The sequence below is a fragment of the Mesorhizobium sp. M0518 genome, from assembly GCF_040321125.1.
In the GTDB taxonomy this organism is placed as follows: domain Bacteria; phylum Pseudomonadota; class Alphaproteobacteria; order Rhizobiales; family Rhizobiaceae; genus Mesorhizobium.
On record NZ_JAMYQY010000006.1, the window covers coordinates 44130 to 64306 of the forward strand.

Consider the following 20177-nt stretch of genomic DNA (forward strand, 5'->3'; position numbering starts at 1 on the left):
AATCGGTGCCGATTTTCCGGCCGATGCAGTGGTAACGATCAGTCTTTCACCGATATGTTTATTTTCCGTACCAGCCGTTCGGACTCCGGCCGATCGAGGTCGATCGACAAAAGACCGTTCTTCAACTCCGCCGCGATCACCCGCATGCCGTCGGCCAGCACGAAACAGCGCTGGAACTGGCGCGCGGCGATGCCGCGATGAAGAAATTCGCGCTCGGTGTCGTCGGTCTGACGGCCGCGCACGACCAGCTGGTTTTCCTCCGTGGTGACATCGAGATCGCTTTCGGCGAAACCGGCGACCGCCAATGTAATGCGCAACCTTTCGGTCTTGCCGTCGGCGCCGCTGAGGCGTTCGATGTTGTAGGGAGGGTAGCTGTCGCCGGATTTCGCCAAGCGTTCCAGGGTCTTTTCCATGGCGTCGAAACCAAGGAGAAGCGGGCTGGAAAAGGGCGTCATTCGGCTCATGTTACACTGTCCTCTCAAGAGCGACATAAAGTGGAAAAACCCAGATGGCATTTTTCCCGATGGCCTTGATATGGTCCGCCCCGCGACCAAGTTCAAGCCGTCAACAGACCCGCCCAAAAAGACCAGGCGTGGACTCACAGGAATGACCGACATGGCGCTTGAAACGGCGAGCAGATGCAAGGAGAAGCGCGCAGGTCGGGGATTGTCTTCCCCGGTCGAGCGGTTCGGCGTGGCAGCTCGCGGCCGCTTCGGCGTCATTTGGATGCTTCGATCGGATCGGTTCAAGCCCACGACCTCGCCAAACAAGGAATTGAAATGCCCCAGTCACGCAAGATCATCATCGACACGGATCCCGGTCAGGATGATGCCGTCGCCATATTGCTGGCGCTCGGCAGCTCCGAACTGGAGATCGTCGGCATATCAGCCGTTGCCGGAAACGTGCCGCTGAAGCTTACCGAAAAGAATGCCCGCAAGATCTGCGAGTTGGCTGGCCGTCCGGACATCAAGGTCTATGCCGGCGCCATCCGGCCCCTGATGCGCGAATTGGTCACCGCCGAGGAAGTGCATGGCAAGACCGGTCTCAACGGACCGCAACTGCCCGAACCGACGATGAAGCTGCAGGACCAGTACGCGGTCGATTTCATCGTCCAGACGCTGATGAGCGAAGAAAGCGGCACGATCACGCTTTGCGCGCTCGGCCCGCTCACCAACATTGCGCTGGCGCTGATCCGCGAGCCGCGCATCGCACCACGCATCAAGGAAATCGTGCTGATGGGCGGCGGCTTCTTCGAAGGCGGCAACGTCACCCCGACCGCCGAATTTAACATCTATGTCGATCCGCAGGCCGCCGATGTCGTGCTCAAATCCGGCATCCCGATCGTGATGATGCCGCTCGATGTCACCCATAAGGCGCTGACCACTGCCAAGCGCACGCAAACCTTCCGCGCGCTCGGCACCAAGGTCGGCACCGCCACCGCCGAGATGCTGGAGTTCTTCGAGCGCTTCGACGAGGAGAAATACGGCACCGACGGCGGCCCGCTGCACGACCCTTGCGTCATCGCCTATCTGTTGAAGCCGGACCTGTTCAAGGGCCGCAACTGCAACGTCAGCGTGGAAACCGCCTCGGAACTGACCATGGGGATGACCGTGATCGACTGGTGGGGCGTCACCAAGCGGCCGAAGAACGCCATGGTGATGCGCGACATCGACCATGATGGGTTTTTCGCGTTGCTGGTGGAGAGGCTGGGGCGGCTTTAAAAGCTTCCCTTCTCCCCGTTTAAGGGGAGAAGGTCCCGGCAGGGGGATGAGGGGCGGCACAAACGTTAATATTTTGTCTGCAGACCCGGCGTTGCCCCTCACCCGATCGCTTCGCGACCACGCTCTCCCCGTAAACGGGGCGAGGGAAGAGGCGCACCTTACTTCGCCTTTGAAAACGCCAACCACAGGCCGCCGCCGACCATGAAGCTGCCGCTGATCCTCGACAAAAGTTTTATGCGGCCGGCCGACAACAGGCGCCCGGCGCGGCCGGCGGCCAGCGCATAGGTCGAATCCGAGAAGGCGGCGAAGATCATGGCGGTCAGGCCCATGATGGCGATCTGCAGCGAGTAGTTGCCTTGCGGCGAAATGAACTGCGGAAAGAAGGCGCCGAAAAAAATCAGCGTCTTGGGATTGCTGAGCGCCACCAGCAAGCCCTGCAGGAAGAAGCCGCCGCGTGGCTTTCTCGCTGTTCCATCGGCATTCAGCGTGCCTTTGGAACGGAACATCTGCACACCCATCCAGATCAGATAGGCGGCGCCGATCAGCCTGACCCACTCGAACCAGTGGCCCATGCCTGCGATCAGCGTGTTGAGGCCGATGCCGACGATGGCGATCATCACGGCAAGCCCGGCCTGCGTGCCGGCGACATTGGCGAGGCCGGCGCGCGAGCCATGGCGAATGCTGTTGGCGATGATCAGCGTGACCGTCGGACCGGGCACCAGGATGATAACGATGCAAGCGAGGACATAGGCAGCGTAGAGTTCGAACGACATGATTTTTCCCCAGGAATACCGCCGAGGCGGCGCGGTTGAGGGTAATCAATGCATAGCAGCGCAGCCGGTGCAAGCCGCTACCTAGCGCCCTGCGACACGCCAGTCCGCCCGGTTCAGGCGCCGGCCTGCCAGGGCAGTGTAGCCTCATAGGCCGCCGCCGCCTTGAGTACGGCGAGGTCGCCGCGCGGCCGCCCGATCAGCTGCATGCCCATCGGCCGGCCCCGGTCGTCGAAGCCGACCGGCACGTTGACCGCCGGGCAGCCGCCTAGGGTCGCGAAGGCGGAAACCTGCATCCAGCGGTGGTAGCTGTCCATTGCGCGTCCGGCGACCTCACGGGGCCAATGCGTGCCTATGTCGAAGGGGAAGACCTGCGCCGTCGGCAGCGCAATCAGGTCATAGCGGTCGAAGAGCGACAGCAGCTTGCGATGCCAGGATGTACGGGTCACGGAGGCGGCGCGGATCTGCGGCGCCGTCAGCCGCATGGCGTTCTCCACTTCCCAGATGGCTTCCGGCTTGAGCAGCCGGCGCTTCGCGGGATCGTCATAGTGGGTTTTGAGCGCGCAGCCGCTGCTGGCCTGGCGCAGCGTCACGAAGGCCTGCCACAGCGCTTCGAAATCGAAATCCGGCAGCAGGGGCTCGGTCAGGAACGATGCCTTCGCAAAGCGGCCAAGTGCTGCCTCGCACAGGCCGAGAATGCCTGTTTCAACCGGCAGATGACCGTGGAGGTCACCGAGCCAGGCGATGCGGCCACCAGTTGCCGGTATTCCAAGCCCTTCGAGGAACGAGCCGGGTTTCTCGTAGGACAATGGCGCGTGCGGGTGGTAACCGGCCTGCACATCGAGCAGCAGCGCCATGTCACGGACGTTGCGGCCCATCGGCCCGTCGACGCCCATCTGCGCATGGAAGACTTCGAAATCGGGTCCGCCGGGAACAAGTCCTTGCGACGGGCGGAAGCCAAAAACATTGTTCCAGGCGGCCGGGTTGCGCAGCGAGCCGCCGAAGTCGCTGCCATCGGCGACGGGCACCATGTCGAGCGCCAGGGCCACCGCCGCGCCGCCGCTCGAGCCGCCGGCGGTCAGGGCCGGATCGAAGGCGTTCAGCGTCGGCCCGAACACGGCATTATAGGTGTTGGAACCAAGCCCGAATTCGGGGACGTTGGTCTTGCCGATGATGATGGCGCCGGCATTGCGGATGCGCTCGACGAAGAAGTCGTCTTCCTGCGGCACGAAATCGGCGAAGATCGGCGAGCCGAACGAGGTCCTGAGGCCCGTGGTCGAGGCGAGGTCCTTCATGGCCATCGGCAGGCCGAAGAGCGGGCCGGCTTCGGCTCGCGCCGGACTGGCATCGGCCGCATCGGCTTCGCGCAGGATGTCGCCGCGATCGCGCAAGGAGACGATGGCGTTGACCAGCGGATTGACCGCCTCGATGCGATCGAGGAATGCCGCCACCACCTCACGCACGGAAAGCTCTCTCTCCCGGATCGCGCCGGCGAGTTCGACCGCGGAAAGGCGGCAGATGTCGCTTGCCGGCGGCACGGCATGCTTCGTTTGAGGACGCAGCATTTTAACGGGTTTCCTGCAGCGCCTGATCGACGTCTTTGGCGAGCGGGATCGCCGGTTGGGCGCCAGGCTTCAGGCAGGCCAGCGAGCCGGCTGCGCCGGCGCGCGCCAGCGCCTGTTCGAGCGTGAGGCCCGACGACAGGCTGGCGGCGAAATAGCCGCAGAACGTATCGCCGGCGCCGACCGTGTCGACAGGCGTTATCTTGCGCGCAGGAACGGCCAGGTACTCGGTCGGTGTCGCCGCCATCACGCCGTCGCCGCCGAGTGTGACGACGACGGTGCGGCCGGTCTTTCCGGCAAAGTCGCGCATGCGGGCCGCCCGGTCGCGGCCTTGCAGCGACAGCGCTTCGCCATAGAGGTCGAACTCGGTTTCGTTGGCGACGACATAGTCGGCCTTGCCGAGAAAGCCGGCTGCTTGCCCCTGGAACGGCGCCGTGTTGAGCACGGTGATGGCGCCGGCCGCCCTTGCCTGGTCGAGGGCGGCATCGACGGTGGCCAGCGGAATCTCATTTTGCAGCAGCACGACGTCGCCTTTTTTCAGAAAGGCCTTGGAGAGATCGCCGGGCACCACGGAAGCGTTGGCGCCCGGCACCACGGCGATGATGTTCTCGCCGTCGTCGGCGACCATGATCAGTGCCGTGCCGGTCGAGGCGTGAGTCTCGGCAACGCCGGACAGGTCGACCTTGCCGTCGCGCAGCAATGCCAGTGCCTCGGCGGCGAAGCTGTCCCTGCCGACGGCGCCGACCATGCGCACCGAGGCGCCGGCGCGTGCGGCGGCCAGCGCCTGGTTGGCGCCCTTGCCCCCGGGCGCGGTGGTGAAGGCCGAGCCGCCTACCGTCTCGCCGGGGCTAGGCAAGCGGTCGACCTTGGCAATAAGGTCGAGGTTGATCGAACCGATGACGATAATCAAGCAAGGCCTCCTGGCAACGCAAATTCAAATGTCGGAGCATCCTTGTGCGTCCAAGCGAACCCAGGTCGTTCCGATTGCGCGGAAGCTAACCTGTAAGGCCGCGGCTTGCCAGACCACGCGCATGGTCCAGCCCGATTTGGGGTGTCGTGGCCTTATTCGCAGCGCAGGGTGACCGTGCCCTGATAGTTGCCGGCGGGAAAGATACCGCTCGACCTGGTGGCGGTGAGGTCGACCTGCATCGTGTGGGTGCCGTTGGCAACCCTCTGCGGCACACTTCCGTTGACATCTGCCCCCGAGCCATCGAGGCGGAAGACCGAAGCGAAGGTCACGTTGGTGCCGCCGCCGCTCGGCGCGGACGAGAATGCGGCAGGCGCCGGCGCCGAAACCGAATAGCAGTCAAGCAAATTAAGTATCGAGCACAACAGGGAGCTTGCCACCACGGTGGCGCTGGCGCTCGATCCGCCTGCCTGTTTGGAGCCCAGTATGCTGATGGCGGGATTGGCCTTCATCGTTCCGGACGCCCCGACCATGATGGTGCAGGTGCCGATGATCGCCGCCTGCACCGGAAGGCAGGAACCGGCAAGTGCTGCCATCGCAAGCAGCGCGCGACTACTGCTTCTTCTTTTTCTTGCCATCACCACTTCCGGTCCTGATGCTCCAGCCTTCGTTGGCCCACCCCGGTGACGCGGCCGTGGAAGTGCTGGCAGCCACGCTCGCCGTCTGGCTGTCGGCGCCGAGGCCCATTTTGAGGAGCTTCAGTTCCAACTGCAGGCGCTCGACCTCAAGCTCATAGAGACGGCTGCAATCGACGCGCTTCGGCGTGCGCCCGATCGGGATCACCACCCGACCATAGGTGGCAACGCTGTTGTCCGACTGGCTGTTGCCTCTGATAACGCCGAGATCGACATAAGCGCCGGAACCGGAGACGGCGGAACGGCAAGTGGTACCGTCCGCGGCATGGACCTCGTCCTGGCCCTGGGGCAAGGTGACGCCGGGCAGGTTGAAGCCGCTCTCATTCTGGTTAAGGTTGTAGACGTCCTCGGCCCCGGCCGGCGACGCACCCGCCCAAGCAGCCGCGAGCGCCAGTGTCAGGACTTGCGGCGCCCAAAAAACTTTCCGCATATCTGTGCCCTTATCTGCGTCTGTTGATTGGGAAAGGGGATGCTTTCGGTACAGATACGCACTTTACGCTCGGCAGCGCCGTCAAAAGGCACAACCACAAGGACAGAACGGGAGGCCTGGGAAGCCAGCTGGAATATATCTGGAGAGATTCTGGCATCTACCGGCTGAAAATCCTGATCGTAGACATGGATTTCGACCCGGATCTTCCGGTCGTAGGGATTGGCGGGGAAGACGCGAACCGCGAAGACGTCGGTGAAGCTGTTGATCTCGCCACGCATCGGCGACATCGACTGGGCCTTGGCGGCAATGGGCGCCAATCCGACGGCCAGTGCCGTCGCCAGGATTCGAGCATGTTTCACGACCCCCTCCTTCGCTCGCGTCATTCGCAGCGCAGCGTTACCGTTGCCTGATAATTGCCGTTGGCGAAGCGATTGCTGCCGCCCTTGGTGCCGGCGAGGTGGACCGAAACGAGGTCGGCGCCGGGGGTGGTGATGCTGCTTGCCGAGCCGGTCTCACCGATGGCATGCGCGCCGGCGGCTGAGTAGGTGGGCGTCCAGGTCGTCGACGTGCTGTCTGCCGATGGCACCGTCATGGTGGTGACCGGGTCGACACTCAGCGACACACCTCCGGTCGTCGTCAGCGTCACGGTTCCAGCCGAGCCGCCGCTGTTGTGCGAACTGAGGGACTGGAGATCGGGGCTGGCCGTCATCGTGCCGTTGGTGGCAACGACAAGTGTGCAGGTGGGCGCGATCGTACCATTGAATATGACATTCTGCGTCGTGGCCAGCGCGGCCTCGTCGATGCTGGCAACCAGCAGAGCTGCGCCGCAGACGGCGCGAAACAACGTCATCGGGACCTCCTATCAAGCCGGATCGTCCGGATTAACATGGGGTATCATCACTTTATCGTGGTTAATTTAGAGTTACCTAAAATAAAGGCTCGAAATAACAATTACAGGAACCAGAGGTTGTCCTCGGTTGCAAAGGCGAAAACCACAGTGGAAATCGCGCTTATACTTAATAACGCCGACATACCCATGGTTTTCTTCCTAATATCGAAAAAAATCGATATTACGATACCTGTCCGGCTTCCCAGCCCAGAATGGCGCGCTTGCGGGTCAGGCCCCAGTGATAGCCGGTGAGGTCGCCTGATTTACCGATGGCGCGGTGACAAGGCACCACGAAAGAGAGCGGATTGGCGCCGTTGGCCGCACCGACCGCACGGCTGGCGGACGGTGCGCCGATGCTGGCCGCAATCGAGGAATAGGTGCGGGCCTTGCCCATCGGGATCTTGAGCAGCGCCTCCCAGACGCGAACCTGGAAGTCGGTGCCGATCATGACGACATGCAGCGGCTGGTCGGGGCGCCACAGCGCCGGGTCGAAGATACGGGCGGCATAGGGGCCGGTAGCAATCATGTCCTCGACATAAATGGCGTTCGGCCAGCGGCTGGACATGTCGGCGAAGGCGGCGCGTTCCTCGCCGGGGTCGCTGAAGGCGAGGCCGGCGAGTCCGCGCTCGGTGGCCATGATCAGGGCGGTGCCGAACGGCGAGGAATGGAAGCCGTAGCGGATGATGAGCCCGGCGCCGCGTGTCTTGTAGTCGCCCGGCGACATCGCCTCATGCGTGACGAACAGGTCGTGCAGCCGACCGGGGCCGGACATGCCCAGTTCGAAGGATGTTTCGAGCAACGGCATGCCGGAATCGAGCAGCTTGCGCGCATGGTCCAGTGTTACCGCCTGCAGGAACGCCTTGGGCGACAGGCCGGCCCAGCGGGTGAAGAGCTTTTGCAATCCGGTCGGCGTTTCGCCGACCTCCTCGGCCAGTTCTTCGAGGGATGGCTGATCGCGGTAGTCGAGGCTGATCTTCTCGATGGCACGGCGCACGATTTCGTAGTCGCTGCCTTCAGGCGTGATGTCCTTTTTGAGGACCGCGGTGTGTGTGCTCATGGAACTGTCTCCTTGAGCCGGAATATCGCCCCTCGGGGCGTCGATCGCCACCCGAAACTTGCTTTCTTGCGGCGCATACCCAGATGGACACAGGATTCGAGCCCTGGAGTCGCTCGTGGCTGGCTCAGCGTGCCTTGGCGGTCGCCAGCGCCCGCGAAAAGGCGGTGGCAAAACTCTCGCGGGAATCGGGGTCCAGGAAGGATCCGATCGGCACGTTCTGCCCTTGGCCTTCCACCGTCATCCCTGTGATGCCGATCTCGGCGTGACGGGCCACCGAAAACCGCGCCCAGAACGGATTGAAGCGATGCGCTTCCGATTTCCCCGAGGGGGCTGTCTTGCGGATGTCGAGGCTGGTGCGCGAGACCGAGACTTCTTCGCGGGCACGAGCGGCACGATAGTTGATGCGAAAGGCGATGTAGACGGCGGCCACGTCGAGGCCGAAGAAGCCGAACACCGGCCAGGCGCCGCGCGACAGGAAAAACGCGCCTGTCACAAGCCAGCCGAACAGCAGCGCACCGATCAGGACGAAGAATCCTGTCCGGCCCAGAGACCGGTGCGGGGTGAGTAGCGCCTGAAAGAATGGCTCGTCGGCCTGAAACGAGGCGTTTGTGTCGCTCATGAGGGGATATTATAGGAGGGAAATGGCAAGCCCCAAGTCCAAAGATTCTTCCCTGTCCAAAAAAGAGCTGTTGCCCGCACGAAGCGATGGGTCGAACGCCAAGCCGCGTCCGCGGCCGGTGCGAAGCGCGTCACGCTACAGCCCGGCCGAAGTGAACGAGATATTCCGGCGCTTTTCCGTCCAGCGGCCCGAGCCGAAGGGCGAGCTCGAACATGTCAACGCCTTCACGCTGCTGGTCGCGGTGGTGCTGTCGGCGCAAGCGACGGATGCCGGCGTCAACAAGGCGACGCGGGCGCTGTTCAAGGCCGCCGATACGCCGCACAAGATGCTGGCGCTGGGGGAGGCAAGGGTCGGCGAATATATCCGCACCATCGGGCTGTGGCGCAACAAGGCGAAGAATGTGATTGCGCTGTCGCAGGCGCTGATCCGCGACCATGGCGGCGAGGTACCCGACAGTCGCGATGAATTGGTCAAGCTGCCCGGGGTCGGGCGCAAGACCGCCAATGTCGTGCTCAACATGGCCTTCGGCCAGCACACGATGGCGGTCGACACGCACATTCTCCGCATAGGCAACCGGCTCGGGCTGGCGCCCGGCAAGACACCGGAACAGGTCGAGCAGGGATTGTTGAAGATCATTCCGGACGAATATATGCGCCATGCACATCACTGGCTGATCCTGCATGGCCGCTACGTCTGCAAGGCGCGCAAGCCGGATTGCCCGGCCTGCGTCATCGCCGACATCTGCAAGGCCGAGGTCAAGACGACCGATGTGCCAGCACCGCTGGTGCCGATCGCACCGCTCGATCCTGTCGAAGAGATCCAGGACCGAAGCGGAACGACGACGTAGTTCAACTCTCCTCCACAAACACCTCTTCGCGCTTTTTCTTGACCGCCGGCAGGAAGACGATGACGAGCACGGCGAGCGCGATGAGCAGCAGGCCGGCGCTGATCGGTCTCGTCACGAAGGTGCTTGGGTCGCCGCGCGAGAGGATCATGGCGCGGCGCAGGTTTTCCTCGAGCAGCGGGCCGAGCACGAAGCCGAGCAGCAGCGGTGCCGGTTCGCAGCGCAGCTTGGTCAGGAGGTAGCCGAGGAAGCCGAAGAAGGCGACGGCGTAGAGGTCGTAGACGTTGCTGTTGACGCTGTAGACGCCGATCGAGCAGAACGCCATGATGATCGGGAAAAGCACGTAGTAGGGGATCGTCAGCAGCTTCACCCAAAGCCCGATCAGCGGCAGGTTGAGGATGATCAGCATCAGATTGCCGATCCACATCGAGGCGATGATGCCCCAGAACAGCGCCGGCTGTTCGGTCGCGACATTGGGGCCGGGCACGATGCCCTGGATGATCATGGCGCCGATCATCAGCGCCATGACCGGGTTGGCTGGAATGCCGAGCGTCAGCATCGGGATGAAGGAGGTCTGCGCACCGGCATTGTTGGCCGATTCCGGTCCGGCGACGCCTTCGATGGCGCCCTTGCCGAACTCCTGCGGGTTTTTCGAGACGCGTTTTTCGACCGTGTAGGACGCAAAAGCTGCCAGGATCGCGCCGCCTCCCGGCAGGATGCCGAGCGCCGAACCGATGATTGTTCCGCGCACGATGGGCGCTGCCATGCGCCGAAAGTCCTCGCGGGTCGGCATAAGGCCGGTGACCTTGCGGATCATCACGGAACGCTCATCCTCGTTTTCGAGGTTGCGCAGGATCTCGGCGACGCCAAAGACGCCGACCGCCACCGCAACGAAATTCAATCCGTCGGCATATTCCCGGATTCCAAGCGTGAAGCGCGGCGTGCCGGTGTAGATGTCGGTGCCGACAATGCCGAGCAGCAGGCCGAGCACGACCATGGCCAGCGCCTTGACGATAGAGCCGTGGGCGAGCGCGACGGACGAAACCAAGCCGACGATCATCAGCGAAAAATACTCGGCCGCGCCGAATTTCAGCGCGATCGCCGTCAGCGGCGGGGCAAAGATGGCGACGAGGAACGTCGACACCGTGCCGGCAAAGAACGAGCCGATGGCCGCGATCGCGAGGGCCGCTCCGGCGCGGCCGTTCCTGGCCATCTGGTAGCCGTCGATCGCGGTGACGGCGGACGAGGATTCGCCCGGCATGTTGATGAGAATGGCGGTGGTCGAGCCGCCATATTGGGCACCGTAATAGATGCCGGCGAGCATGATGAGGGAGGAAACCGGGTCGCCGATCTGGAAGGTGATCGGCAAAAGCATGGCGATGGTCGCGGTGGCGCCGATGCCGGGCAGGACGCCGATCAGCGTGCCGAGAAGGACGCCGATCAGGCAGAAACCGAGGTTGGTCAGCGACGTCGCCGTCGAAAAACCGAGCGCGAGGTTGTCGAGCAGATCCATGCTCATCGCCTCACGACACCAACCATGGGGCCAGCCACGGGCCGAAGCGGCGGAACGGCAGGCCGAGCGCGTAGCTGAAGACGAGGTACGCAAACAATGTCAGGCCGGCCGACAGCACGAGCGCGGTCAACGGCTTCATGCGGCGGCTGGCAAACGACGCGATCAACGCCGTCAGGAAGATCGACGGGATGAAGCCGAGGCCGCGCACCGTCAGGCCGAAGAAGATCGGAGCAGGCAGGATGAGCAGCATGCCGCGCCACGCGATATGCCCGATCGCTTCGCCCTCGACGCGTACGGCCTGGACGAGAATGACGGCGCCAAGCAGGATCAGCACGATCGCCAGGACCAGCGGAAAATAGCCTGGACCCATGCGCAACGCGGTGCCGATTTCGAGGCCGAGCGATTGCAGCGCGAACCATGCGCCGAAACCGATGAACAGGGCGGCGCACAGGCCGTTGGCCCTGTCGATCGCGAAAGGTTTCATGATGGTTCTCCCAAGCCCGCAGTGGGTAGCGGATGCCAAGCGAATAGGGGCGCTGGTGGCGCCCCTATTCAAACCTCAGTCGGCGTACTGGCCGGCGGCTTCGATGATCGGCTTCCAGCGCGCGATCTCGCTTTCCAGCTTGGCCTTCAGTGCGGCGGGCGTCGCATCGGCCTCGGGCGACGGCTTGGTGCCGAGTTCGGCGAAGCGGGCGACGACGTTCTGGTCCTTCAGCGCGACCTGCAGCGATTTCGACAGGCGTTCGGTGATCCCGGCCGGCGTGCCCTTGGGTGCATAGAGACCGTGCCAGATGCCGACCTGCACTTCGGGAAGGCCGCCTTCCACCGTCGTGGGCACGTCTTTCAGCACATCGAGGCGCTCCGGCGAGGTGACGGCATAGGCCTTGATGGTGCCGCCCTGAATCTGCTTGGTGGTGTTGGTCGTCTGGTCGCACATGATGTCGACCTGGCCGCCGAGGAGATCGGTCATGGCCGGGCCGGTGCCCTTGTAGGGTACGGTGACCAGCGGCGTCTTGATGGCGCTCATGAACAGCATGCCGCATAGATGCGAGGCCGCACCGATGCCTGCATTGGCGACGGTTATGGAATCCTTGTTGGCCTTGGCGTACTCCACCAACCCCTTGAGGTCGGTCGGCTCCAGGTCCTTGCGGCCGACGATGGTCATCGGCACCTCGGTGACGAGGCCGACATATTCGAAGGCGTTCAGCGTGTCGTAGGCGAGCTTTCTGTACAGTGTCGCACTTGTCGCCATGCCGATATGATGGAGCAGCAGCGTATAGCCGTCAGGCTCGGCGTTGGCGACGCGGCCGGCACCCAGCGTGCCGCCGGCACCGCCGACATTTTCGACGATGACCTGCTGGCCGAGATCCTTCGACATCGCTTCGGCGACGAGGCGCGTGACCGTGTCGGTCGGGCCGCCGGCCGCAAACGGCACCACAACGGTGATGGTGCGTTCGGGATAGGTCTGCGCGCCGGCAGTGAACCCATAAAGCGTGACGGCCGCGGCAGCAGCCAGAGTGGCGACAAATCTTCTCATCGTGATCTCCTCCCAGTGTATCAATCTCCAACCGCTGCGCGGGGTCCCTCTCAGCACCGCCTGCGGATGAAGCAACAACTAGCGCAAGCTAGCAGATTGCAACCGGAGGCAAACGGCAAACTGCTGATCAGCCCTATCCTAGTAGCCGTAGCCGCGCGCCATCGCCGCCGCGAAGACCGGGATGAGCAGGAAGATGAAAGCTTCGGCGCGGATATAGGTCTTCACGGACGCAAGTTCGGTCGCCGGCACCTGGAACGAGGCATTGCCGCTCGCCTGCCTGTTCCAGGATATGAAGCGGACGGTCGGGATGATCGACAGCAGGCCGACCACGATGAACGCCGCTATCTTGGCCCAGAACACCCAGTTGTAGACGTAGAATTCCCAGCCCTTGAGGCCATAGAAGACGCGGCCGATGCCGACGACGATGATCAGCGCGGCGATGACGCCGTAATGGCGGTCGATGCCGGCGAGCCTCTTGAGCGTCGCAGCACCCAGATCGCCGCGGATCAGGACGAATTCGGCGCCGATGATTCCCGCCAGCGAAAACACCAGCAGATGATGGAAGATCGCAAGCGCAAGATCGGTGGTGTCCATGCTCTTCCCCGGGTTTGACGGCGCCAATGCGCGCTTGAAAGTCGCGCTGGCAGGTGTTGAAATCGGCCTGCGGTGAAAAATAACACCGTCTCGCAAAATTCCCATAGCGGCGCCTGGATGATGGGCCGTGTTGCCCTGGCCCCTTGCGCCGCATCGGCGATTTGCTAATCGCTGGCGATCCGTGCGAGGCAGATCCCATGAACAATCCACAAGCGACCAGCGCTCCTGTCATCGAAACGAAGCGAACCATCCTGCGGGCACACCGGCTGGACGATTTCGACGCCTATGCCGCGATGTGGACCGATCCAGTGGTCACCCGTTTCATCGGGGGCAAGCCGCGCACGCGCGAAGAGAGCTGGATGCGCTTCCTGCGTCACGCCGGCCTGTGGTCGCTGCTCGGCTATGGCTTCTGGGCGATCGAGGAGAAGGCGACCGGGCGCTTCATCGGCGAGGCCGGGTTTCACGATCTGAAGCGCGACATGGAACCATCGATCGAAGGCATTCCCGAGGCCGGGTGGGCGCTGGTTCCGGCCGTGCACGGGGCGGGCTTCGCCACCGAGGTGGTTGCCCGCGTCCTGGCGTGGGGCGAAGCGATTTTCGGGCGCGAGAAGACCGTCTGCATCATCGATCCGGAAAACGGCGCTTCGCTGAGGGTGGCTGCCAAGTGCGGTTACCGGGAAGTGGTGAAGACCACCTATCATGACACTCCGACAATCCTGCTGGCGCGGTGACCTGAGCGGCGAGGCTGCCCGCTGCCGGCGCCGGCATGATGGCGCCTGTCGCCAGCAATGATGACGAGGCGGGCCCCGCCAAGAACCGCCGTGTGGTTCTGGTCAAATTGATCGGAGCGAGCCTTCCAACCGGGACGCATTCTACGGCATGGCGTCCGCTGCCAGGCTTGCCCGCTCCAGCATGGAGGCGTCCTCGCCGAAGGCGCGGGTGGCGCGGGCCGCCGCCTCGAGCAGCGGACGCTTCATGCGCTGCAGAAATGCCGCGTCGACGCGCGTGCTGGGCCCAGCTAGGGTCAAGGCGCCGAGCAGGACGCCTCCTGGGCCGAACACCGGCGCCGACACGCCCCCCGTCTCGGGGTCCCGGTCGCCCACGGCGAGGCAGTTGCAGGTCTTGCGGATGGTCTCGTAGGGTTCGCCCTGCTGGCCCGAAAACGCTGCGAGCACGCGGCCGCCCGAGCCCAGCAGCAAAGGCAATACGTCGCCTTCGCGTATCGTGTAGCGGATCGGGTGCTTGGATTCGACGCGGTAGAGACAGGTGCGGACATCGCCCGAGCGAACATAGAAGGCAACGCTCTCCCAGCTTCGCTCGGAAAGATCGCGCATGATCGGCAGCAGGATATCGACCGCCACGACCGAACGCTGGTAGAGCGCACCGAGCCGAAAGGTCGCGGGTCCGACGCGGTAGCGCCCGTTGTCGAGGCGCTCGAGCAATCGTCCGCGCAAAAGGGAATTCGCAAGCCGCAGGATGGTGCTCTTGTAGAGGCCGGTGCGCGCCGCGATTTCGGCCAGGCTGAGCGACCGGTCATCCGTGGTGAAGGCATCGAGGATGGCAATGGCCCGATCAAGCGCGGCAACACCGTCCGCCGAGGTGCGATCTATTTCCCCATTTGCCGATTTGCTTGGCGAGTCCATGGCGGTTCCAGTTTGAAGAAAGCCGAGCACGCGACTCTGTCGCGCCGCCAAATCGTTCTGTCCAGTAGAATATCGTTTCCGTTGACAGAACTCCGTAACATCTGCTTGAAATCGATGACGGGTCTGGATGCAGGCGCGTTTTGGCGGGCACCGGAGGAGGTGTCGTGATTTGGAGGAATCCCCATGCTGAACAGACGCAGATTTTTGATGAGCACCGCAGCCGTGGGTGCCGGGCTGATGACGTCGCATCTTTCTCCCGCTTTCGCCGAAGGCGCGCCCCAGATACAGCTCTTCGTGCCTGCCGCACCCGGTGGTGGCTGGGACCAGACGGCGCGCACGATCGACCAGGTGCTGCGCAGTGAAAAGCTCATCTCGGGTTCGCAGATCACCAATGTCGGCGGCGCCGGCGGCACTGTCGGGCTGCCGCAATTCATCAGCCAGTGGAACGGCAAAGGCAATTCCCTGATGGTTGCCGGCATGGTCATGGTTGGCGCCATCATTGCCAACAAGGCCGCGAACAATCTGACGCAAGTCACCCCGATCGCCCGCCTCACCGGCGAGTTCGAGGCCTTGGTCGTGCCGGCGGAGTCGCCGTTCAAGACGGCCGCTGATTTCGTCGCCGCGCTCAAGGCCGATCCGACAAAAGTTCCCGTCGCCGGCGGCTCCGCCGGCGGTTCGGATCACATCCTGTTCGGCTTGATTGCCAAGACGGTCGGCGTGCCGGCGACAAACCTGTCCTACGTGCCGTTCGCCGGCGGCGGTGAGGCATTGTCGGCGCTGCTCGGCAACCAGGTCGCGGCCGGCATCTCCGGCTTTGGCGAGTTCTCCGAGCAGGTCAAGGCGGGCGCGCTGCGGCTGCTCGCCATCTCGGCAGACAAGCGCCAGGACGGCATCGATGCGCCGACGCTGAAGGAGGCCGGCATCGATGTCGAGCTGTTCAACTGGCGCGGCGTCTTCGCACCGCCGGGCATTTCCGACGCCGACAAGGCGGCGATGGTCACAATGATCGAGACCATGGCCAAGAGCGATGCATGGGCAACCGAGTGCAAAAACCGCAACTGGACGCCCATCCTTTTGACTGGCGACGACTACCCAAAATTCCTCACCGAGGACACGGCCCGCATCACCGCGATCCTCAAGGATCTCGGCCTCGCCTGATGTCTTCAGGGGGCGGTTAGAGTGCCGCCCCCTTCCCATCTCGCCTGCCGCATGGACATATGATGCGGCGAAACTGCGGATGCGGTCGGCTGGAGGATGCCGGCCACCTTGGGAGGACACCGATGAGCACCAGCGACCCTCAGGCGGCGGCGCCGCGCCTTGCCATGCCCGAATTGTTGATCGGCGTCGGGCTTCTCGCCTGCGCCGGGGCCGTAGCCTGGCAGACCTTGGCGATCCCGGTGTCGCCGCTCTATTCCAAGGTCGGGCCGACCGTCTTTCCCTATATCACCATGACCGGCATGATCGTGCTTTCGCTGCTGCTCATCCTCGCAGCGCTGCGCGGCGGCTGGCAGCCGGAGGAAGAAAAGGAAACGCCGACCGACTGGAAGGCGATGGGCATCGTCGTTATCGGGCTGGTGGCAAACCTGGTGCTGATCCAGCCGCTCGGCTTTACCGCCGCCTCGGTCATTATGTTCGTTCTGGTCTGCTACGGCTTCGGCAGCAAGCGCACACTGCGTGACGCAGTGCTCGGCCTGATCCTGGCGCTGGCCGCCTATTTCGGCTTCGCCAGGGCGCTTGGCGTCAACATCGGTGCCGGTTTCATCGAGAACCAGCTGAACACGGTCATCGATGCGTTCATCACCGTGTTGAGGGGCTGACGCCATGGAAACGCTCGGACATCTCGCACATGGCTTCTCGGTCGCCTTCACCCCGGTCAACCTTCTGTGGTGCCTGCTTGGCACCACGCTTGGCACCGCCATCGGCGTGCTGCCCGGTCTTGGGCCGGCGCTGACCATCGCGCTGCTTTTGCCGATCACCTATCAGGTGGCGCCGGAGGCATCCTTCATCCTGTTCGCCGGCATCTACTACGGCGCCATGTACGGCGGTTCGACGACGTCGATCCTGCTCAACACGCCCGGCGAAAGCGCCACCATCGTCACTGCGTTGGAAGGCAACAGGATGGCGCGTTCCGGCCGTGGCGGTGCGGCGCTCGCCACGTCGGCGATCGGCTCGTTCGTCGCTGGCACGATCGGCACGATGGGCGTTGCCTTCCTGGCGCCGGTGGTGGTCAAATTCGCGCTGGCCTTCGGTCCGGCCGAATATTTCTCGCTGATGGTGCTGGCCTTCATCACCGTTTCGGCGGTGCTCGGCTCGTCGTCGGTGCGCGGCCTGACCAGCCTGTTCGCCGGCTTCGTCATCGGCATGATCGGCGTCGACCTGCAGACCGGCCAGCCGCGCTTCACCTTCGGCACGAACGAACTGCTCGATGGCGTCGATGTCATCATTGCCGCGGTCGGCCTGTTTGCCGTCGGCGAGACGCTCTACATGGCCTCGCGCCGCTATGCAGGCAAGGACGAGATCGTGCCGCTGAAGGGCTCGCTCTACATGACGGCGGCCGAATGGGGGCGTTCGTGGAAGCCGTGGCTGCGCGGCGCTGCTATCGGCTTCCCGATCGGCGCCATGCCGGCCGGCGGCGCCGAGATCCCGACATTCCTGTCCTACGCCATCGAAAAGAAGCTGTCGAAGCACAAGGAGGAGTTCGGCACGGTCGGCGCCATCGAAGGCGTCGCCGGCCCGGAAGCCGCCAACAATGCGTCTGCAGCCGGCGTGCTGGTGCCGATGCTGACGCTCGGCCTGCCAACGTCGGCGACGGCGGCGATCATGCTGTCGGCCTTCCAGAGCTACGGCATCAATCCCGGACCGCTGCTACTCACGACCCAGGGCGATCTCGTCTGGGGGCTGATCGCCAGCCTGTTCATCGCCAACGTCATCCTGGTCATCCTCAACCTGCCGTTGATCGGGCTGTGGGTGCGGTTGCTGAAAATCCCGGCGCCGCAGCTTTATGCCGGCATCCTGGTGTTCGCGACGGTCGGCACCTATGGTATTTCGCAGTCGCCCATCGACCTCGTCATCCTCTATCTGCTGGGAGCGGCCGGTTTCCTGATGCGGCGGTTCGATTTCCCGACCGCGCCTGTCATTATCGGCATGATCCTTGGGCCGCTCGCCGAAACCCAGTTCCGCCGGGCGATGACCATCTCGAATGGCGACTGGTCGGTGTTCTACACCCACAAGCTGTCGCTGACGCTGCTGACGCTCGCCTTCATCGGCCTCGCCGGCCCGCATATCTGGGCCTTCATCGAGCATCGGCGTCGGCGCGGACCGGAGCATGTGCCCGGCGATGCCTGATCGATCCATGATGCCATGACAGAACTGCTTTCCGGTATCCGCGTCCTTGACCTGACCAATGTGCTGGCCGGTCCCTACTGCGCCTATCAGCTGGCGCTGCTTGGCGCCGATGTGATCAAGGTCGAGGCGCCGCAAGGCGGCGACCTGGCCCGCCAGCTCGGCGGCTCGCCAAAGCTGAACAGCGCCGGCATGGGCGCATCGTTCCTGGCGCAGAACGCCGGCAAACGGTCGGTGGTGCTCGACCTCAAGAAGCAAGCCGATCGCGAGCGCTTTTTCGATCTGGTGGCCAGCGCCGATGCCCTGGTGGAGAATTTCCGCCCGGGCGTGATGGATCGGCTGGGGCTTGGCTACGAGGCGCTGAAGACGGTGCGTCCAGGCCTCGTCTATTGCGCGATATCGGGTTTCGGCCAGACCGGGCCGATGCGCGACAATCCCGCCTATGACCAGATAATCCAGGGCCTGTCGGGGATCATGAGTATCACCGGCACACCGGAAACGGCGCCGCTGCGGGTCGGCTATCCCGTGGCCGACACGCTTGGCGGACTGGTCGGCGCGTTCGCCATCGCCTCGGCGCTGGTGCGGCAGAAGACGAGCGGCGAGGGTGCCTTTCTCGACGTCTCGATGCTCGAATGCACACTTTCCGCGCTTGGCTGGCCGGTTTCCAACTATCTGACCGCAGGCATCGACCCCAAGCCGATGGGCAATGAGAACATGACGGCGGCACCCTCCGGTGCGTTTCGCACCGGCGACGGGCTCATCAATATCGCCGCCAACAAGCAGGAACAGTTCGTGACGCTGTGCCGGCTGATCGGCCGGCCGGAACTGGCCCTGGATGCCCGCTTTGCCGAGCGCGAGACGCGCAAGCGCAACCGTGCGGCGCTTAAAGTCGAGATCGAGCACGCCCTGGCGGGCGCGCCGGCTGCGGCCTGGGAAGAGATGCTCAATCGCGCCGGCGTGCCTGCCGGCAGGGTGCTGACGATCCCGCAAGTGCTGGCCGAGCCGCAAGTCCTCGAACGCCAGGTGACCGCGAATTTCGACGATGTGGCTGGTATGGACAAACCGCTGACCGTTCTGCGCGGCGGCTTCATGGTCGATGGCGAGGCGCCCTTGCCGACAAAGCCGCCGCCGGCGCTCGGCGAACATATGGGCGAGGTGTTCGCCGACCTGCCACCGCGCGTCAACACAAAGGCAAGCGCATGAGCGGCACGGAGAAGAAGACAGGCCGTGAGCGCGGCGAGGAATGGTGGCAGACCGACATCATCGAGATGCGGCCTGGTGTCATCCGGCTGCGCGGCTACGAGATCCAGGATCTGATCGGCCGCGTCAGCTTCCCGGCGATGATCTGGCTGATGCTGCGCGGCGAACTGCCCAGCGAGGATCAGGCCGCGCTGCTCGGCATTGCGCTCGGTGCCGCCGTCGACCACGGACCGCAGGCGCCATCGATCGCCATCGCGCGCATGGCTGCAACCTGCGGCGTCGGTATCAACAGCGCCATGGCCTCGGCCATCAACGTTCTCGGCGACGTGCATGGAGGCGCCGGCGAGCAGGCGCTTTCCTTCTATGGTGACATTGCCGTGGCGATCGATGCCGGGATGACGCTGAATGAGGCGGTCTCGGCGCGGCTCGACCGGTTCTTCGCCGAGGAGAAGGGCTATGTGCCGGGACTCGGACATCGCTTCCATCCCGTCGACCCGCGCGCGCCGCGCTTGCTGGAACTGATCCGCGAATTCGCCGCACGCGGTGCCGTCAATGGACGTTTCGCCGACATCGCCGCTGCGATCGAGGCTGACGTCGAACGCCGCAAGGGGAAAAAAATACCGCTCAACATCGATGGCGCCACCGCCGTCATCTATGGCGAACTCGGTTTTCCGCCGCCGCTGACGCGAGGGCTTTTCGTGCTGTCGCGCTCGGTCGGCATCCTGGCGCATGCTTGGGAGCAGTCGCAGCAGGCCGAGCGAAACAAGGGGCCGCTGCCGCGCGAGTGGCTGTGGGCCTATACCGGCACGCCGGTGCGGCCGTTTCCCGAAAGCGATGACCCCGGCGAGTGAGGC

23 protein-coding genes are annotated in these 20177 nt (G+C 64.0%); 8 read left to right on the forward strand and 15 right to left on the reverse strand.

The genetic code is table 11. The features are described from left to right. Window positions 1-38: 38 nt before the first annotated feature. Entirely contained in the window at window positions 39-464 is a 426-nt protein-coding gene (locus NKI66_RS10440) for an Hsp20 family protein (RefSeq protein ID WP_023760739.1), read from the reverse strand. Window positions 465-779: 315 nt separating this feature from the next. Here NKI66_RS10440 and NKI66_RS10445 point away from each other — a divergent pair, with 315 nt between their 5' ends. Then, window positions 780-1721 carry a nucleoside hydrolase gene (locus NKI66_RS10445; protein WP_352554957.1) on the forward strand — a complete coding sequence of 314 codons (942 nt, stop codon included), beginning with the start codon at window positions 780-782 and terminating at the stop codon, window positions 1719-1721. Between the two features lie 158 nt (window positions 1722-1879). On the opposite strand, the gene NKI66_RS10450 is transcribed toward NKI66_RS10445, so the two are convergent. The 9 genes from NKI66_RS10450 to NKI66_RS10490 form a co-directional block, all read right to left on the reverse strand. Beyond that, the gene (locus tag NKI66_RS10450; RefSeq protein ID WP_352554956.1) at window positions 1880-2494 is read right to left on the reverse strand and encodes a LysE family translocator; all 615 of its coding nucleotides are present in this window, start codon (window positions 2492-2494) and stop codon (window positions 1880-1882) included. Window positions 2495-2607: 113 nt separating this feature from the next. Next, window positions 2608-4056, reverse strand: coding sequence for an amidase (locus NKI66_RS10455; RefSeq protein ID WP_352751589.1), 1449 nt, complete (start codon window positions 4054-4056; stop codon window positions 2608-2610). A 1-nt stretch (window position 4057) separates the two neighbouring features. Then, window positions 4058-4963 (reverse strand): ribokinase, encoded by a 906-nt coding sequence (locus tag NKI66_RS10460; RefSeq protein WP_128303205.1) that lies wholly within the window; start codon window positions 4961-4963, stop codon window positions 4058-4060. 152 nt (window positions 4964-5115) lie between these two features. After that, a complete protein-coding gene (locus tag NKI66_RS10465) occupies window positions 5116-5598 on the reverse strand; it encodes a hypothetical protein (protein ID WP_023812543.1) in 483 nt (160 codons plus the stop codon). Further along, window positions 5573-6085 carry a hypothetical protein gene (locus NKI66_RS10470; RefSeq protein WP_352751590.1) on the reverse strand — a complete coding sequence of 171 codons (513 nt, stop codon included), beginning with the start codon at window positions 6083-6085 and terminating at the stop codon, window positions 5573-5575. The genes NKI66_RS10465 and NKI66_RS10470 overlap by 26 nt, the downstream gene beginning before the upstream one ends. After that, window positions 6052-6444, reverse strand: coding sequence for a hypothetical protein (locus tag NKI66_RS10475; RefSeq protein ID WP_023812545.1), 393 nt, complete (start codon window positions 6442-6444; stop codon window positions 6052-6054). Before NKI66_RS10475 ends, NKI66_RS10470 begins: the two co-directional genes overlap by 34 nt. Before the next feature lie 20 nt (window positions 6445-6464). Next, window positions 6465-6935 (reverse strand): hypothetical protein, encoded by a 471-nt coding sequence (locus tag NKI66_RS10480; RefSeq protein ID WP_023812546.1) that lies wholly within the window; start codon window positions 6933-6935, stop codon window positions 6465-6467. 220 nt (window positions 6936-7155) lie between these two features. Next, window positions 7156-8031, reverse strand: a complete 876-nt coding sequence (locus NKI66_RS10485; RefSeq protein WP_352751592.1) for a methylated-DNA--[protein]-cysteine S-methyltransferase — start codon at window positions 8029-8031, stop codon at window positions 7156-7158. 124 nt (window positions 8032-8155) lie between these two features. After that, complete coding sequence (locus NKI66_RS10490) at window positions 8156-8650, reverse strand: DUF2244 domain-containing protein (protein ID WP_023812548.1); 495 nt, start codon at window positions 8648-8650, stop codon at window positions 8156-8158. Window positions 8651-8672: 22 nt separating this feature from the next. Between NKI66_RS10490 and nth the strand changes: the two genes are divergently transcribed. Beyond that, window positions 8673-9497, forward strand: a complete 825-nt coding sequence (nth, locus tag NKI66_RS10495; RefSeq protein ID WP_023812549.1) for an endonuclease III — start codon at window positions 8673-8675, stop codon at window positions 9495-9497. Between the two features lies 1 nt (window position 9498). Here the strand turns inward: nth and NKI66_RS10500 are convergent, their stop codons facing one another. The 4 genes from NKI66_RS10500 to NKI66_RS10515 all read right to left on the reverse strand — a co-directional run bounded on the left by NKI66_RS10500 (window position 9499) and on the right by NKI66_RS10515 (window position 13138). Then, window positions 9499-11007: a tripartite tricarboxylate transporter permease gene (locus NKI66_RS10500; RefSeq protein ID WP_023812550.1), complete on the reverse strand. Its 1509-nt coding sequence runs from the start codon at window positions 11005-11007 to the stop codon at window positions 9499-9501. 10 nt (window positions 11008-11017) lie between these two features. Beyond that, the gene (locus NKI66_RS10505) at window positions 11018-11491 is read right to left on the reverse strand and encodes a tripartite tricarboxylate transporter TctB family protein (RefSeq protein ID WP_023812551.1); all 474 of its coding nucleotides are present in this window, start codon (window positions 11489-11491) and stop codon (window positions 11018-11020) included. Window positions 11492-11566: 75 nt separating this feature from the next. Next, on the reverse strand, window positions 11567-12544 hold the full coding sequence (locus NKI66_RS10510; protein ID WP_023812552.1) for a tripartite tricarboxylate transporter substrate-binding protein: 978 nt from the start codon (window positions 12542-12544) through the stop codon (window positions 11567-11569). A 138-nt stretch (window positions 12545-12682) separates the two neighbouring features. After that, entirely contained in the window at window positions 12683-13138 is a 456-nt protein-coding gene (locus tag NKI66_RS10515; protein WP_128303199.1) for a DUF2214 family protein, read from the reverse strand. A 197-nt stretch (window positions 13139-13335) separates the two neighbouring features. Between NKI66_RS10515 and NKI66_RS10520 the strand changes: the two genes are divergently transcribed. Beyond that, the gene (locus tag NKI66_RS10520; RefSeq protein ID WP_128303198.1) at window positions 13336-13869 is read left to right on the forward strand and encodes a GNAT family N-acetyltransferase; all 534 of its coding nucleotides are present in this window, start codon (window positions 13336-13338) and stop codon (window positions 13867-13869) included. 141 nt (window positions 13870-14010) lie between these two features. Here NKI66_RS10520 and NKI66_RS10525 read toward each other — a convergent pair whose 3' ends face one another. Then, window positions 14011-14781, reverse strand: a complete 771-nt coding sequence (locus tag NKI66_RS10525) for an IclR family transcriptional regulator (RefSeq protein WP_023812555.1) — start codon at window positions 14779-14781, stop codon at window positions 14011-14013. 183 nt (window positions 14782-14964) lie between these two features. On the opposite strand from NKI66_RS10525, the gene NKI66_RS10530 reads away from it, so the two are divergent. The 5 genes from NKI66_RS10530 to NKI66_RS10550 all read left to right on the forward strand — a co-directional run bounded on the left by NKI66_RS10530 (window position 14965) and on the right by NKI66_RS10550 (window position 20174). Further along, entirely contained in the window at window positions 14965-15939 is a 975-nt protein-coding gene (locus tag NKI66_RS10530; protein WP_352751595.1) for a Bug family tripartite tricarboxylate transporter substrate binding protein, read from the forward strand. Between the two features lie 122 nt (window positions 15940-16061). Continuing rightward, window positions 16062-16598 (forward strand): tripartite tricarboxylate transporter TctB family protein, encoded by a 537-nt coding sequence (locus NKI66_RS10535; protein ID WP_023812557.1) that lies wholly within the window; start codon window positions 16062-16064, stop codon window positions 16596-16598. Window positions 16599-16602: 4 nt separating this feature from the next. After that, window positions 16603-18126 (forward strand): tripartite tricarboxylate transporter permease, encoded by a 1524-nt coding sequence (locus NKI66_RS10540; RefSeq protein WP_023812558.1) that lies wholly within the window; start codon window positions 16603-16605, stop codon window positions 18124-18126. A 15-nt stretch (window positions 18127-18141) separates the two neighbouring features. Beyond that, window positions 18142-19326, forward strand: coding sequence for a CaiB/BaiF CoA transferase family protein (locus NKI66_RS10545; RefSeq protein ID WP_023812559.1), 1185 nt, complete (start codon window positions 18142-18144; stop codon window positions 19324-19326). After that, window positions 19323-20174, forward strand: coding sequence for a citryl-CoA lyase (locus NKI66_RS10550; RefSeq protein ID WP_023812560.1), 852 nt, complete (start codon window positions 19323-19325; stop codon window positions 20172-20174). Before NKI66_RS10545 ends, NKI66_RS10550 begins: the two co-directional genes overlap by 4 nt. Window positions 20175-20177: the final 3 nt, after the last annotated feature.